The 14,271-nt window shown below is 68.9% G+C and carries 18 protein-coding genes; 7 read left to right on the forward strand and 11 right to left on the reverse strand.

The genetic code is table 11. The annotated features are described in order from the left end of the window. Positions 1-21 precede the first annotated feature (21 nt). The 3 genes from ispF to SPR02S_RS39315 form a co-directional block, all read right to left on the reverse strand. The gene (gene ispF, locus SPR02S_RS39305; RefSeq protein WP_026151262.1) at positions 22-528 is read right to left on the reverse strand and encodes a 2-C-methyl-D-erythritol 2,4-cyclodiphosphate synthase; all 507 of its coding nucleotides are present in this window, start codon (positions 526-528) and stop codon (positions 22-24) included. Further along, positions 518-1,270, reverse strand: a complete 753-nt coding sequence (gene ispD, locus SPR02S_RS39310; RefSeq protein WP_019062514.1) for a 2-C-methyl-D-erythritol 4-phosphate cytidylyltransferase — start codon at positions 1,268-1,270, stop codon at positions 518-520. The genes ispF and ispD overlap by 11 nt, the downstream gene beginning before the upstream one ends. Positions 1,271-1,600: 330 nt before the next feature. Further along, complete coding sequence (locus SPR02S_RS39315; RefSeq protein ID WP_003953493.1) at positions 1,601-2,083, reverse strand: CarD family transcriptional regulator; 483 nt, start codon at positions 2,081-2,083, stop codon at positions 1,601-1,603. 588 nt (positions 2,084-2,671) lie between these two features. Here SPR02S_RS39315 and SPR02S_RS39320 point away from each other — a divergent pair. Then, the gene (locus tag SPR02S_RS39320) at positions 2,672-3,331 is read left to right on the forward strand and encodes a hypothetical protein (RefSeq protein ID WP_019062515.1); all 660 of its coding nucleotides are present in this window, start codon (positions 2,672-2,674) and stop codon (positions 3,329-3,331) included. An 88-nt stretch (positions 3,332-3,419) separates the two neighbouring features. Here the strand turns inward: SPR02S_RS39320 and phoP are convergent, their stop codons facing one another. Then, entirely contained in the window at positions 3,420-4,091 is a 672-nt protein-coding gene (gene phoP, locus SPR02S_RS39325; RefSeq protein ID WP_010985401.1) for a two-component system response regulator PhoP, read from the reverse strand. Between the two features lie 5 nt (positions 4,092-4,096). Next, positions 4,097-5,350 carry a two-component system sensor histidine kinase PhoR gene (gene phoR, locus SPR02S_RS39330; protein ID WP_019062516.1) on the reverse strand — a complete coding sequence of 418 codons (1,254 nt, stop codon included), beginning with the start codon at positions 5,348-5,350 and terminating at the stop codon, positions 4,097-4,099. A 229-nt stretch (positions 5,351-5,579) separates the two neighbouring features. On the opposite strand from phoR, the gene phoU reads away from it, so the two are divergent. From phoU to SPR02S_RS39355, 5 genes are all read left to right on the forward strand, one after another. Further along, positions 5,580-6,269, forward strand: coding sequence for a phosphate signaling complex protein PhoU (gene phoU, locus SPR02S_RS39335; protein WP_019062517.1), 690 nt, complete (start codon positions 5,580-5,582; stop codon positions 6,267-6,269). Positions 6,270-6,410: 141 nt separating this feature from the next. Beyond that, entirely contained in the window at positions 6,411-6,566 is a 156-nt protein-coding gene (locus tag SPR02S_RS64140) for a hypothetical protein (RefSeq protein WP_019062518.1), read from the forward strand. Positions 6,567-6,713: 147 nt separating this feature from the next. After that, entirely contained in the window at positions 6,714-6,962 is a 249-nt protein-coding gene (locus SPR02S_RS39345; RefSeq protein ID WP_019062519.1) for an SCO4226 family nickel-binding protein, read from the forward strand. A 116-nt stretch (positions 6,963-7,078) separates the two neighbouring features. Then, positions 7,079-7,270 carry a hypothetical protein gene (locus SPR02S_RS39350; RefSeq protein WP_019062520.1) on the forward strand — a complete coding sequence of 64 codons (192 nt, stop codon included), beginning with the start codon at positions 7,079-7,081 and terminating at the stop codon, positions 7,268-7,270. Between the two features lie 157 nt (positions 7,271-7,427). After that, complete coding sequence (locus SPR02S_RS39355) at positions 7,428-8,807, forward strand: S53 family peptidase (RefSeq protein WP_019062521.1); 1,380 nt, start codon at positions 7,428-7,430, stop codon at positions 8,805-8,807. A gap of 72 nt (positions 8,808-8,879) precedes the next feature. Here the strand turns inward: SPR02S_RS39355 and SPR02S_RS39360 are convergent, their stop codons facing one another. The 4 genes from SPR02S_RS39360 to SPR02S_RS39380 all read right to left on the reverse strand — a co-directional run bounded on the left by SPR02S_RS39360 (position 8,880) and on the right by SPR02S_RS39380 (position 11,640). Next, the gene (locus SPR02S_RS39360) at positions 8,880-9,107 is read right to left on the reverse strand and encodes a hypothetical protein (RefSeq protein WP_019062522.1); all 228 of its coding nucleotides are present in this window, start codon (positions 9,105-9,107) and stop codon (positions 8,880-8,882) included. Between the two features lie 105 nt (positions 9,108-9,212). Further along, entirely contained in the window at positions 9,213-9,605 is a 393-nt protein-coding gene (locus tag SPR02S_RS66295) for a GIY-YIG nuclease family protein (RefSeq protein WP_373283393.1), read from the reverse strand. 381 nt (positions 9,606-9,986) lie between these two features. After that, the gene (locus tag SPR02S_RS39375; RefSeq protein ID WP_158697959.1) at positions 9,987-10,529 is read right to left on the reverse strand and encodes a hypothetical protein; all 543 of its coding nucleotides are present in this window, start codon (positions 10,527-10,529) and stop codon (positions 9,987-9,989) included. Between the two features lie 349 nt (positions 10,530-10,878). Continuing rightward, positions 10,879-11,640: a phosphoglyceromutase gene (locus SPR02S_RS39380; protein ID WP_019062526.1), complete on the reverse strand. Its 762-nt coding sequence runs from the start codon at positions 11,638-11,640 to the stop codon at positions 10,879-10,881. 169 nt (positions 11,641-11,809) lie between these two features. Between SPR02S_RS39380 and SPR02S_RS39385 the strand changes: the two genes are divergently transcribed. After that, the gene (locus SPR02S_RS39385) at positions 11,810-13,078 is read left to right on the forward strand and encodes an MDR family MFS transporter (RefSeq protein WP_019062527.1); all 1,269 of its coding nucleotides are present in this window, start codon (positions 11,810-11,812) and stop codon (positions 13,076-13,078) included. 137 nt (positions 13,079-13,215) lie between these two features. On the opposite strand, the gene SPR02S_RS39390 is transcribed toward SPR02S_RS39385, so the two are convergent. Continuing rightward, complete coding sequence (locus SPR02S_RS39390) at positions 13,216-13,440, reverse strand: hypothetical protein (protein WP_043258806.1); 225 nt, start codon at positions 13,438-13,440, stop codon at positions 13,216-13,218. A 334-nt stretch (positions 13,441-13,774) separates the two neighbouring features. After that, positions 13,775-14,236 (reverse strand): DUF2000 domain-containing protein, encoded by a 462-nt coding sequence (locus tag SPR02S_RS39395; protein WP_019062529.1) that lies wholly within the window; start codon positions 14,234-14,236, stop codon positions 13,775-13,777. Positions 14,237-14,271 lie beyond the last annotated feature (35 nt).

A 14,271-nucleotide genomic window follows, 5' to 3' on the forward strand; every position in this document is an offset into this window, starting at 1 on the left:
GCGCCCCTTGAGTAGGACCACTTACCCGTGTTTGACCACCAGCGCAGTCGCCACAGCCATCAAGCCCTCTCCCCTGCCCGGGAACCCCAAACCGTCCGTTGTCGCCCCGGACACGGACACCGGAGCCCCCGCCGCCTCCGACAGGACCTTCTGGGCTTCGTCTCGCCGCTTGCCGATCTTCGGTCTCGGGCCTACCACCTGTACGGCGACATTGCCGATGGTGAAGCCCGCCTCGCGGACGATCCTCGCCGCCTCCCTCAACAACGTCACCCCGGACGCGCCCGACCACTCAGGGCGGCCGATACCGAAGTGCTGGCCCAGGTCACCGAGCCCGGCGGCGGAGAACAGGGCGTTGCAGGCCGCGTGGGCGACGACGTCCGCGTCGGAGTGGCCGGCCAGGCCCGGGCCCTCGCCCTCCCACTTCAGGCCGGCGCACCACAGGTCGCGGCCTTCCTCGAAGGCGTGGATGTCGGTGCCGATGCCTACCTGGGGCAGGGGGTACGGCATCGAGGGCGTCTCAGAAGCCATCGTTCAGCCTCCTGCGGGCCAGGACCGCCTCCGCGAGGACCAGGTCCAGGGGGCGGGTCACCTTGAAGGCCTCCTCGTGGCCGGGGACGACCACGACCGTGAGGCCCAACTGCTCGACCATGCTCGCGTCGTCGGTGACGTTGTCGGTGACCGTCTCGTGGGCGCGGACCAGGGTCGCGCGGTCGAAGCCCTGCGGTGTCTGTACGGCGCGGAGGCGGGCGCGTTCCGGAGTGGCGACCACCGGTTCCGGGTCGCCGGGGTGCGCGACCGGCTCGACTTCCTTGACGGTGTCGGCGAGGGGCAGGGCCGGTACGACGGCGGGGGCTCCGTCCCGTACGGCCTCGATGACCGCGTCGACCGTGTCCACCGGGACGAGCGGGCGGGCCGCGTCGTGGACCAGGACGATGTCGTGGCCGGGGGGCAGCGCGTCCAGGCCGAGCTTCACGGACTCCTGGCGGGAGTCGCCGCCGGGGACGACCAGGAAGTCGGTGCGGTCGGGGAGCGCGTGGGCGTCCAGGAGGGTCTTCACCTCGGCCGCGCCATCGGGCGGGGCCACTACGACGACCAGCGAGACCGCGCGGGACGCGGCCAGGGCGCGGATCGCGTGGATCAGCATGGGGGTGCCGTTCAGCGCGCGGAGCGCTTTGGGGGCGCCCGGGCCGAGGCGTACGCCCCGTCCGGCGGCCGGGATCACGGCGGCGACGGAGGACTGCGCCTGCGAAGAGCGCGAATCGTCAGACATCGGTTCCTGTCAGGTTTGTGTGCTCGACCTACGTGGGTATGGCCTCAGGAGTGCCGGGCGCGACGCCTTGACCGGACCCTTCCGTGACACCGGTCGAGCCAGCTGCCCGGGCCCGGCACACCATTATCGGGGGATGCTTCTCCGACGTTCGACGGAGTCGGAATCTCAGGTCTCGGAGGTTCGGGTCTCTGAGTCTTCGACGGAGTCCGGAGTCGAGGTCGGAGTCTCGGAAAATTCCCCCGAACATGCCGAAGCGCCCGGCGACAAGGGAGCTGTCATCGGGCACCACGGCATTTCAGTGTGCTGAGCAGGGCGTACCAGTCGCCTGCGTCAGGACGCGAGAACCTCGTCGAGCAGGGCCTCGGCCTTGTCCTCGTTCGTGTTCTCCGCGAGCGCGAGCTCACTCACCAGGATCTGGCGAGCCTTGGCGAGCATGCGCTTCTCACCTGCGGACAGTCCGCGCTCGCGCTCACGACGCCACAGGTCACGGACGACTTCCGCGACCTTGATGACATCGCCGGAGGCGAGCTTCTCGAGATTTGCCTTGTAACGACGCGACCAGTTCGTGGGCTCCTCGGCATACGGAGCGCGCAGCACCTCGAAGACCCGGTCCAGCCCGTCCTGACCGACCACATCACGTACGCCGACGAACTCCGCATTGTCCGCTGGCACACGCACCGTCAGGTCACCCTGAGCGACCTTCAGCACCAAATAGGTCTTGTCCACGCCTTTGATCTGGCGAGTTTCGATAGCCTCGATCAGCGCGGCCCCGTGATGGGGATAGACCACGGTGTCGCCAACCTTGAACGTCATGTGACAGGTACCCCTTCCGTGGCTATCCAGGGTAACACGGAAACTGCGGGTTCTGAATGGCGTTTTCGCAGGTCAGAGCGCATCTCGGGGCTTGACAACAGCAACAGGAACGTGCTGCGGAGGCCCGGCGGAAGAGGGTATTCGCAGGTCGGAGCAGCTCTCCGGGCGAGGTGAAACGCGTACGTTACACACATCCGGAGGCGCCTCCAAGCGGACGAACGTCCCTAAATGTCTGGTTCCAAGTGCTCGACTTCCGCTACTCCGTTCGGTGGGCGGAGCCCGGTGCGAGACGAATCCGGAATTGATCAACGAAGGCCGTCGAGATGCCGGTGATCAATTATCCGAGGCGCCGTGCATTCTTCACCGAAAATCCGCCGACGGACGTCTGAGCTGCTTATGTGAATGCCGGACGAGTGTCGGGCACAAGTGACCCGCGAGTCACTTGAGGCACACGGGTACCCGGTTGAGGGAGGGTCGGGTGCGGTGGCGCGGGAACGGCTCGGTAACCTAAGGCCGCTGACAGACACTTAGGGCGGCTTTATTCGGGAGTCGCCCTGCTCCGCCCACGTTCAAGGAGTAGCCGCCGCCGTGAGCAGCAGCCTTCGACGCGGCGCCCTCGCCGCCGCCACCATCGCGTTCTCGATCGCCTCCCTCGCCGCGTGCGGTGCCGGCAACGACGCCCAGACGCTGGAGGTCAAGCCGGACAACGCGGCCGTCTCCGTCGGCACCATCAAGGTGCAGAACGCACTCGTCATCACCCAGCCCCTCACCGAGTCCGGCTCCGAGGCCGCGGGCCCGGCGGTGATCTCCGCGACCCTGTTCAACTCCGACATCCGCCACGCCCAGACCCTGGACTCCATCACCGTCGACGGTGTGGGCACCGCCAAGCTGACCCCCGCCAAGGGCAAGGGCAAGCTGGAGATCCCGGCCGGCGGCTCGCTCGTCCTGGGCGGCAAGGGCAACGCCTCCGCGGCGCTGACCGACCCCGCCGGCATCACGGACGGCAACGCCCAGAAGGTCACCTTCACCCTCAGCAGGACCGGCGGCGTGAGCCTGAGCGCCTTCGTCGTCCCGGCCGACAGCTACTTCACCAAGTGGGGCCCGACCTCGATCCCCTCGACGCCGGCCGCGGGCTCCACCGCGACCGGCTCCGCCTCCCCGAAGCCGGGCAAGAGCACGTCGGCCACCCCGACCGACGCGGCCTCCGCGAGCGCGACGGCCACGGAGACGGGCACCACCACCGGCTGAGCGACAGTCGTACGGCTACGACGACGGGCGGGACCTCACGGAGAGGTCCCGCCCGTCGTCGTAGAGCCGGTGATGGAGTGTTCGCGGTTTACGGCTCGAACTTGTAGCCCAGGCCGCGCACCGTCACCAGGTACCTGGGCGCGCCCGGGTCCGGCTCGATCTTGGCTCGGAGGCGCTTGACGTGGACGTCCAGGGTCTTGGTGTCGCCCACGTAGTCGGCGCCCCAGACTCTGTCGATGAGCTGCATGCGGGTCAGTACGCGGCCCGCGTTGCGCAGGAGCATCTCCAGCAGGTCGAACTCCTTGAGGGGCAGGTCGACCTTGGAGCCGGAGACCGTGACCACGTGGCGATCCACGTCCATGCGGACCGGACCTGCCTCGAGGGCGGCCGGGGTGACCTCCTCGGGCTCGCCGCGGCGGCGCAGGACGGCCCGGATACGGGCGACGAGCTCGCGGGACGAGAAGGGCTTGGTGACGTAGTCATCGGCTCCTATTTCCAGGCCTACGACCTTGTCGATCTCGCTGTCCTTGGCCGTCACCATGATGACGGGGACGTTGGAGCGGCCGCGCAGCTGGCGGCAGACCTCCGTGCCGGGGAGCCCCGGCAGCATCAGGTCGAGCAGGACGAGGTCGGCGCCGTTGCGCTCGAACTCGTCGAGTCCGTCGGGCCCGGTGGTCGCGATGGCGACCTCGAAGCCCTCCTTGCGGAGCATGTACGACAGGGCGTCGGAGAAGGACTCCTCGTCCTCGACGACGAGCACTCGGGTCACGGAAGGACCTCCGGGGCGGGAAGCGGTTCGTACGGGGATGGTTCAGGGGACTCCTCGACCTCGTCGTCGAGGTCGGGGTGCTGGTGGGCGCGGTCGCGGGCCGCACCCGCCTCCGGCAGTCGCAGGGTGAACGTGGAACCCTGTCCCTCGGAGCTCCACACCGTGACCTCCCCGCCGTGCGAGGCGGCCACGTGCTTGACGATCGCCAGCCCGAGACCCGTACCGCCGGTGGCCCGCGAACGGGCCGGGTCGACACGGTAGAAGCGCTCGAACACGCGCTCCTTGTCCTTCTCGGAGATGCCGATGCCCTGGTCGGTGACGGCGACCTCGATGTGGTCGCCGCCCGGCGCGGCGACCCGGCTGGCTGCTATGCCGACGCGGGTGCGGGCGGGCGAGTAGTTGACGGCGTTCTCGACCAGGTTGCCCAGGGCGGCGGCCAGCTGGCCGCGGTTGCCGTAGACGTGCAGGTCGGCGGTGCCGCCGGCGGCCATGGTGATCTGCTTGGTGCCGGCCTGGTGCCGGCAGCGGTCGATGGCCTCGGCGACGAGTTCGTCGACGCCGACGGGTTCGGCGTCTTCGAGCGGGTCGTCGTTCTGGACCCGTGACAGGTCGATGAGCTCCTGCACGAGATTGGTCAGGCGCGTGGCCTCGATCTGCATCCGGCCGGCGAAACGCTCCACCGCCTCAGGATCGTCGGAGGCGTCCATGACCGCCTCCGAGAGGAGGGACAGCGCGCCGACGGGGGTCTTCAGTTCGTGGCTCACATTCGCCACGAAGTCACGTCGTACGGCCTCGATACGGCGGGCCTCGGTGAGGTCCTCCACGAGGAGCAGGACGAGCCGGGAGCCGAGCGGCGCCACCCGGGCGGAGACCGCGAGGGCCTCGCCGCGGCCGGTGCCGCGCCGGGGCAGATCCAGCTCGACCTGGCGTATCTCGCCGTCGCGCCGGGTGTCCCGGGCCATCTTGAGCATGGGGTCGACGGAGAGTTTCCCGCCGCGGACGAGTCCGAGGGCGTACGCCGCCGAGCTCGCCTTGACCACGGCGTCCGCTTCGTCGAGGACGACGGCCGAGGAACGGAGCACCGACAGGACGGTGTCCACACCCGGCGGAAGCACCGGGTCCGTGTGCAGGGACGTCCTCGTCGGTCGTTTCTGGTCGCGTTCGCTCCAGCGGAACGCCAGCATGGCGATGACGCCGGTGAGCACCCCGGCGATCGCTGCCGCTGCGGCGACCGCCGCGTTCACGTCCATGCCCCCAGGTTAGGCATGGGATACCTCCTGGCCACAGCCATCGGAGTGCGACCTCGAACACTCGTCGCCCAGAGTTCACCTTGGAGCCAGTATTGGTTCATTTGGGTTGGCGGAAACCGTCGCGTAGGAGGGGGAACGTGGGAGCGTGGGGTGGAAGGGCCGGTTTTTAGTCACACCGACGGGCCCGGGGCCCCTGGCCCCCGAAGCAAACGTAGGAGAGGGAAACCTGATGCGGGACGCGTACCACGAGGAACTTGACTCGATCGGTGACGGTCTGGTGGAGATGGCCCGGCTGACCGGGTCGGCGATCGGACGCGCCACGACGGCCATCCTGGACTCCGACCTGAAGCTGGCCGAGAGCGTCATCGAGGCCGACAAGAAGGTCGACGACCTCCAGCACGACCTCGAAGCCCGGGCCATAGCCCTGCTGGCCCGGCAGCAGCCGGTGGCGACGGACCTGCGCATCGTCGTCACGTCCCTGCGCATGTCCGCCGACCTGGAGCGTTCCGGCGACCTCGCCCAGCACGTGGCGAAGCTGGCCCGGCTGCGCTTCCCCGACCGCGCGGTGCCGCACGACCTGCACGCGACCATCCTGGAGATGGGCCAGCTCGCCCAGCGCCTGATGGCGAAGGCGGCCGAGGTCATCATCACGAAGGACGTCGACCTCGCCCTCCAGCTGGAGCAGGACGACGACGCGATGGACCTCCTCCACCGCACGCTCTTCCAGCACCTGCTGGACGACAAGTGGAAGCACGGCATCGAGACGGCGGTCGACGTGACCCTGCTCGGCCGCTACTACGAGCGCTTCGCCGACCACGCGGTGTCGGTCGCGAAGCGCGTGGTGTTCCTGGTGACGGGCGAGCACGCGGACGAGCTGCAGCCGGACATCCAGCCGGTTACGGGGGCCGAGGGGGCGTAGGCCACCGGGCACGGGTCCGGGCGGGGCTTCCGGGCCGGGGGCTTGCGGGCCGGGGGCTTGCGGGGAAGCCTCAATGCGCCGTTGATGCGCCCGGCGAAACGGGCATCCAATGGGCACAGGCACCAGCCTCTAGGAGGACCCATGGCCGAATCCCCCGCCACGACGCCGGACCCGACGCAGGAGCGCGAGACGCAGCAGCCCGCCGAGATCAAGAGCCTCCCGCTCTTCGGCGCCTGCGGCTGCGGCTCGGGCTGCGGGTGCGGGTGCCAGTCGGGCAATCCCTGCCAGTGCGGCTGACCGCGACCGACGTACAGAGCCTTTGATTCCGTCGAAGGGGCCCCGGTGCTTCACGGCACCGGGGCCCCTTCGTCGTGCCGCCGGAGCCGTACGGGCGCAGCATGGAAGGGAAACCCGGAGGGGTCGAAGGGAAGGAGGTGCGCGGTCATGGCTCAGTACATGGACGTACACCACGGGATGAAGGGCATCACGGCCGACCAGTTGATGGCGGCCCACAAGGCGGATCTCGCCGTGGAGAAGGACGAGGGTGTCCACTTCGAGCGGGCCTGGGCGGATCCGGAGAGCGGGACCGTCTACTGCCTGTCGGAGGCGCCGTCGCCCGAGGCGGTCCAGCGCGTGCACGAGCGCGCGGGGCACCGGGCGGACGAGGTGCACGCGGTGCCGTACTCGATCTGACGACCGGCCAGCCCCACCCCCGACCGGGTGGGGCGCTCCATGGTTCCTCGAGGCGCGCGAAGGCATCGTAGAAGGAAGCCGGTCCCCCCGGGGCCCTCGTCCGGAAGGACCGTCCCATGGAATCAACGCAGTTCACGAACTCCGACTCCGCCACGGTCCCCGGCGAGAACTCCCTCGCGCCGCTGCTGGCCGCGTGGGACCTGGCGCACCCCGCCACGGGCGACCCCGAGTGGCGGCACGTGCTGGACGAGATCGCGCACCCCCGCACCACGGAGGCGTTCCAGCGCCTCGCCGGGTCCGCCGCCTGAGTCAAGAGGGCCGATCGTCAGCTCCGTTCGTGCATTGAGTGCTGTTTGGGCAAAGGGTTCGACATCGGCAGTTCAACTGTCTTGTCCTGTGCATGTCTCACTGGGTGAGATGCACGCAGACCATTGCGTGCAACTCGTAACCACCCAGGGGGCATTCATGCGCATAGCCCACAACAGACGCGCCATCGCGGCTTCTACGGCCGCCACCGCCGCCCTCGCCGCCGCCGCGCTCGCGACCGCGCCGCTGGCCGGCATCAGCAGCGCCGCGCCCGCCGCCGTACCGCAGACGAAGGTGATCCCGGCCATCACCGGGCACACCCTCGCGCGGGACGTGCCGACCCCGCTCTCCAGCGCGCAGTGCGAGGCCAAGTGGCAGATCGCCTGCTACAACCCGCTCCAGTACCGCACCGCGTACAACCTCAACTCCCTTTACAAGAAGGGCATTACGGGCAAGGGACGGACGATCGTCATCGTCGACTCGTTCGGCTCGCCGACGATCCAGCACGATCTCGACACGTACAGCAAGCAGTTCGGCATCCACAGCGCCAAGGTGAATGTCGTGAAGTGGGGCAAGGTCCCGGTCTTCGACCCGACGAACGCCGACATGACCGGCTGGGCCGGCGAGACCACCCTGGACGTCGAGATGGCGCACGCGGTCGCGCCCGACGCGAAGATCGTGCTGGTGGAGACGGCCGTCGCCGAGACCGAGGGCGTGACCGGGCTGCCGGAGATGATGGACGCCGAGAAGTACCTGATCGACCACGGTGTCGGTGACGTCATCACGCAGAGCTTCGGCGCGACCGAGAACACCTTCCCCGGCTTCGACCAGGGGAACTTCTCCAGCATCAAGAAGCTGCGCTACGCCTTCGAGGCCGCCAACCGCAAGCACGTGACCGTCCTCGCCTCCTCCGGCGACGGCGGCGCGACCGACTACAACGCGGACGGCTCGGCCTTCTACGACAAGCCCGTCAACTCCTGGCCTTCCTCGGACCCGCTGGTCACGTCGATCGGCGGCACGCAGCTGCACCTGAACGACAAGGGCGACCGCGTCACCCCGGACAGCGTCTACAACGACTACGGCGCGGGCGGCGGCGGCCAGTCCCACGTGTTCGCCCGCCCGTCCTTCCAGAACGGCGTGAAGAGCATCGTCGGCACCCAGCGCGCCACCCCCGACGTCTCGATGGCCGCGGCGGTCAACGGCGGCGCCTGGGTCTACTCCAGCTACGACCCGACCGCGATCGGCTGGGACGTCTACGGCGGCACGAGCGAGGCCAGCCCGCTCTTCTCGGGCATCATCGCCCTGGCGGACCAGGCGGCGGGACACCGGGTCGGCAACATCAACTCGGCGCTGTACGCGCTCGCGAAGCACGGCGCCAAGGGCAACGGCATCGTCGACGTGAACGACGGCACGAACAACACGTACGCGGGCGTGACCGGTTACACCGCGGTCAACGGCTACGACATGGCGACGGGCGTGGGCACGGTGGACGCGCTGCGGTTCGTACCGGCGCTGGCGCGGGCGGGCCGGCGGCACTGAGGTACCGCCGCACCCCCTGAACTCCCGGACGGACGGCCCGGGTTCGCGTCCCCTGCGAACCCGGGCCGTCCGCTACGACGAGGACGGCGCCGTCGCTTTCCGGCCCCGATACCGGACGAACCGTCGCCCGGCCGTGTAGAGGGTGCCCAGGAGCAGCACCGCTCCCCCGACGGGCCAGCCGATGGAGCCCCCGTCGCGGTACATCTGGATCCCCTCCACGAGCAGCAGCACGCTGACCGGCGGGCCCACCAGGTCGGACAGCATGTCCAGCCACCGCACGACTTTCGAAAGATCGTCCACGAGGTGATCGTGACAGGGGGCGGACTCCTTGCCAAGGAGTCGCTATCACCCTGTCAGGAACGGTAGTTGGGGTACGCGATCAAGGGTCAGTGGGCGGGGGTCACACTAGCTCGGGGTGGCTTCGCCGGCCTTGCCGAAGGTCATCCGCTTGCCGCTGCCCACGCGGCGCAGCTCAAGTCCGAGCAGGCTCCCGAGGGTGAGCCGCAGGGTCGAGCCGGCCGCGTTGCCTCGGTAGTGATAGCGCACCCGCTTGCGCAGGTTCTGCGTGCTGGTCCGGTTCGCCATGTGCCGCGGGGCGATGCCGACGTAGAGCAGGCGCCCGGCGTCCAGGTCCGGGTGGGGCGACTGAAGCCAGGGCCTCTTGGCAGCTCGGGATCGCGAAGCCGATCGAGATCCAGGAGACCCTGTTGCCGCAGTTGTGCGCGCTCGCGCCGATGGAGTCCAACTCGGCTGCTCCGTCGTGCGATTAACGCGCCATCCTCTTGAGAGTCCAGTCAAGTGTCATTGCCGACTTGCTCGTAGTGGAGGCGGTGAACATGGTGCCGCCGGAATCGGTCTGCACCTCGGAAGTGCCGCCGCACTGTACGTCCGTGGCCTTTCCCCCGGTGGGCTGGACATGCACCAGTCCCTGACCCCGGCAGGTCAGAACGAGCTCCCCGGCCACCCCCGGTGTGCTGTCGGCACCGAAGTGGACGGGCGTCCCGGCGACAAGGCGCAGCCCTGTCCCGGAGGCGGTCACATGCAGAGCCGACGCCGTACGGGACGGGCTGACCGTCGCGGAAGGGTGAGCGTCGGCGGTGGCTCGATCCGTCGGGTGACCGCCGCATCCCGCCAATGCCACACCGGCGGCCAGAGCCGCCCAAGCGGCAGGCGCACGCTTCATGAACTGGTCTCCCAGTACTTGATACGGATGGAGTAGGAAGGCGCGGTCAGAGTACCCGAGGCAATGGTTTTGACATTGCACGGGGCGACGATCTCGGTCTTCTTCCAGGGTATTTTGTATCCGTCCGATCCCGGCTTGGCATTCCCGATCTTGTGCGGGCTGACCGAGTAAGTTCCGGTCAACGTCGTCGAAGCCGTGATGGAGCCGTGGAGCGTGACGGACAGGCTTGCCTCGGCTTTGGCGATCAGCCCGTTGATCTCGCTTTTCGCCGTACCGGTCACGGACGCGCCGACGGTGGCACCCGCTTGGAATGAGACGCTCATCGTGCCGCCCTTGGGGCCGTACGGGCCGGAGCGGAAGACAGGGACGGGCGCGCCGATGAAGTAGGCCTTCTTGGCCCCGAAGCTGGTGGAGACCTCACCCACTTCGGGGCAGACCTGCGGGCGGGCAGTCACCGCGTCAGCGGCTTGGGCGGCCGGCGCGGTAATCACACCTGCCGATGCGATGGTCGCGAGCGCGGCTATTGAGGCCCGGAGCATGAATCCCCCTGGTCAGGCATTGCGCATGGTGATCTTGGTCGACCAGGAACGTAGCCCACCCATGGATAATCGATCAACAGTTTTGAGACGAACTTGAGGCGCCTCATTTTTTGACGTTCCATCAGAGGGCATTCAATTCAGGCGGAGATCACTCTGTGATCCAGGAAACCCTGTTGCCGCAGTTGTGCGCGCTCGCGCCGATGGATTTCAACTCGGCTGCCCTGTCGGGCAATTGGGTCGCTCGCCGGTTCGGTAATGCGGCCGATCGCCCGGAGGCGTACTGCCACCGCGCAATGAAAACGCCCCCGATCCGCGCCGTGTGCGCAGCTCGGGGACGTGACCAGGGAATCTACTTCTTCTTGCCCTGGTTCTTGACCGCCTCGATCGCAGCCGCAGCCGCGTCGGGGTCAAGGTAGGTCCCACCGGCCTTGACCGGCTTGAAGTCCGCGTCCAGTTCGTACGCCAGCGGGATGCCCGTCGGGATGTTCAGGCCCGCGATGTCCGCGTCCGAGATGCCGTCGAGGTGCTTGACCAGGGCGCGGAGGCTGTTGCCGTGGGCGGCGACCAGGACCGTGCGGCCGGCGAGGAGGTCGGGGACGATGCCGTCGTACCAGTACGGGAGCATGCGGACGACGACGTCCTTCAGGCACTCCGTGCGGGGGCGCAGCTCCGGCGGGATCGTCACGTAGCGCGGGTCGGCGGACTGCGAGAACTCCGTGCCGTCCTCGAGGGGCGGCGGCGGGGTGTCGTAGGAACGGCGCCACAGCATGAACTGCTCCTCGCCGAACTCCGCGAGGGTCTGCGCCTTGTCCTTGCCCTGGAGGGCCCCGTAGTGGCGCTCGTTCAGGCGCCAGCTGCGGTGGACCGGGATCCAGTGGCGGTCCGCGGACTCCAGCGCGAGCTGTGCCGTGCGGATCGCGCGCTTCTGGAGGGACGTGTGGAGCACGTCGGGGAGGAGATCGGCGTCCTTCAGGAGCTCGCCACCGCGGACTGCCTCCTTCTCGCCCTTCTCGTTCAGGTTGACGTCCACCCAGCCGGTGAACAGGTTCTTCGCGTTCCACTCGCTCTCGCCGTGGCGGAGGAGGATCAGCTTGTACGGTGCGTCGGCCATGCCTCAGAGCGTAATCCACGCATTCGGGCCCCCGCCTGGCGCCTGCCTCCCAGCCCCACAGTTGACGGCTTCTGTTAATTGAGTGGTCCCCCGGGCCGTCCCGTTCGTAAGTTGTGCTCGCGGCCGTAGCCGCTTACAGGCCACCTGTCCGACCCTGGGGGATCCATCCATGTCACTCGCCGCCCTGAGACGTGCCGCCCGGGAAACCGTCTCCGGTCTGCCCCGCGAGTTCTGGTGGCTGTGGACCAGCACCCTCGTCAACCGGCTCGGGGCGTTCGTCTCGACCTTCATGGCCCTGTACCTGACCCTCGACCGCGGCTACTCCGCGACCTACGCAGGCCTCGTCGCCTCCCTCTACGGCCTCGGCGGGGTCGTCTCCTCCATCGGCTCGGGCGTGCTGACCGACCGGATCGGCCGCCGTCCCACCCTCCTCATCGCGCAGTCGTCGACCGCCGCGTCCGTGGCGCTGCTCGGCTTCATGCACCATCCCGTCGCCATCGCCGCCGTAGCGTGCCTCGTCGGGGCGGCGAGCAACGCGTCCCGCCCGGCGGTGCAGGCGATGATGGCCGACATCGTGCGCCCTGAGGACCGAGTCCGCGCGTTCTCCTTGAACTACTGGGCCATCAACCTCGGCTTCGCCATCTCCTCCATGGCCGCCGGGTTCATCGCCGAGGTCAGCTACCGCGCCGGGTTCCTGCTGGAGGCCGGGATGACGGCGGTCTGCGCGGTCGTCGTGTTCCTACGGCTGCCCGAGTCCCGGCCCACGGCCCAGGCGACCGCCGACGGCAAGGAACCCGCCGCCGCGGTCGGCCTGGGGACCGTACTGCGCGACGGGCGGTTCATGAGCGTCGTAGGACTGTCCTTCCTCGTCGCCGTCGTCTTCCAGCAGGGCTCGGTCGGACTGCCGGTGGCGATGGGCGAGGCCGGTTTCACGCCCGCCGACTACGGCACCGCGATCGCCGTCAACGGCTTCCTCATCGTCGCCCTCCAGATCCCGGTCACCCGCCTCATCGAACACCGCGACGCCAAGCGCCTGTTGGTCGTCTCCTCGATCCTCGCGGGCTACGGCTTCGGTCTCACCGCGTTCGCCGGCTCGGTCGGCGTCTTCGCCCTCACGGTGTGCGTGTGGACCCTGGGCGAGATGATCAACGCCCCGACCCAGACGGGTCTCGTCGTGCGGCTGTCCCCCGTCCAGGGACGCGGGCGCTACCAGGGCATGTACACCCTGTCCTGGGCGGTCGCCGCGCTCGTCGCCCCGCTCATGTCCGGTTTCGTCATCGACCGGTTCGGGGCGGAGTGGCTGTGGGGGTTGTGCGCGGTGGTGGGGACGGGGGCGGCGGTGGGGTACGGGGTGTTGATGCGGGGGCTTTCGGCGAACGCGACGGCAGCCACCGAGCCCTCTGCCGCCGTGGCGGCACCGGAGGTCAGCGCGGCCTGACGGCCCTGCGACGACACGGCCACGCCGTCACCTTCCCGACGATGGCATTCCCGACGACGACGAGCCCCCTACCCGCACGTTTTCTGCCGGTAGGGGGCTCGTCGTCGTGACCGGCGATGACCGCCGACGGGCGTCGGTCAGTAGCCGACGTTCACGCCGACGTTGTGGGGGAGCGCGCCGAGGGTGCCGCCGACGGCGCCCAGGACAGTCGCCTTGACCGAGTCGACCTCGGCGAGGAGGTCCGCACTGCTGAGGGTCGTCGAACCGACGCTGACGCTGACCTGCGGGCTCACGCCGCCGGAGACGGTGTCGAGCTCGGCGTCGGAGATCTCGAGGGTCTGAACCTGGGGAGCGGAGTTCATGGGGAAACTGCCCTTCGCGTGGTGGTCCACATGGGGATGCGGTCCCGCTGGGGGACAGGCTGCGGGCCGCGATGCGCAGGATCAAACCACGCGATGTGCGGGGCATCCAGTCCGAACCCGTTCGCGGCGGGGCAGTTGAACGCGACGGCGACCGAACCGTGTGAGTGTGCACACGAGTTGGGTCCGGGTTCTCTACACACGGCGGCACACAGCGGGCTGACAGGCCGCGTGGCGACCGGTTGGAACCGGACAACTCGGCCCCAACGGGCCCCGCCCGCCCCGCGATTGCGCACGCCCTGTGCAGATTCGGTCATGAATGACGTCACGGACGGCGTCACGGATGCATCCGCGCCCCCTTCACCACCTTGTCCACCCCGTTCCGCGGCCCGTACACCGCCAGCCCCACCACATCCAGCTCAGCCGTGGCGACGGCCCGTACCGCCGCCCGGTTGTCCCGGTCGTTGCCGGTGGTGAAGAGGTCCGACGTGAAGACGGACCGGGGCAGCGCGCGGCTGAGCGCTCGCCCGTGGGCCGCCACCAGGACCTCCTTCGTGGCCTCGAAGACCATCACGGGCTGCCGGAACATCGGCAGATACCGCACCCCGTCGGCGTCCTCGTACGGCTCCCCGATCACCTCGGGAACCTGTGATCCCAGGCCGCTGACCAGGAAAGACGTGACGTTCAGCCGCTGCCAGGGCTCCAGGTCCGCCCGCAGCAGTACGGCGATCTTGGTGTCGAAGCGGATCGGTTCGGTGAAGGTGTCGGGGGCCGTGTCGGCGGTCGTGTCGGTGCTCATACGTCGAGACTGCCGACCGCCCCACGCCCCCGTCT

Origin of the sequence: Streptomyces prunicolor NBRC 13075 (assembly GCF_000367365.1) — a bacterium.
GTDB classification, from domain to species: Bacteria; Actinomycetota; Actinomycetes; order Streptomycetales; family Streptomycetaceae; genus Streptomyces; species Streptomyces prunicolor.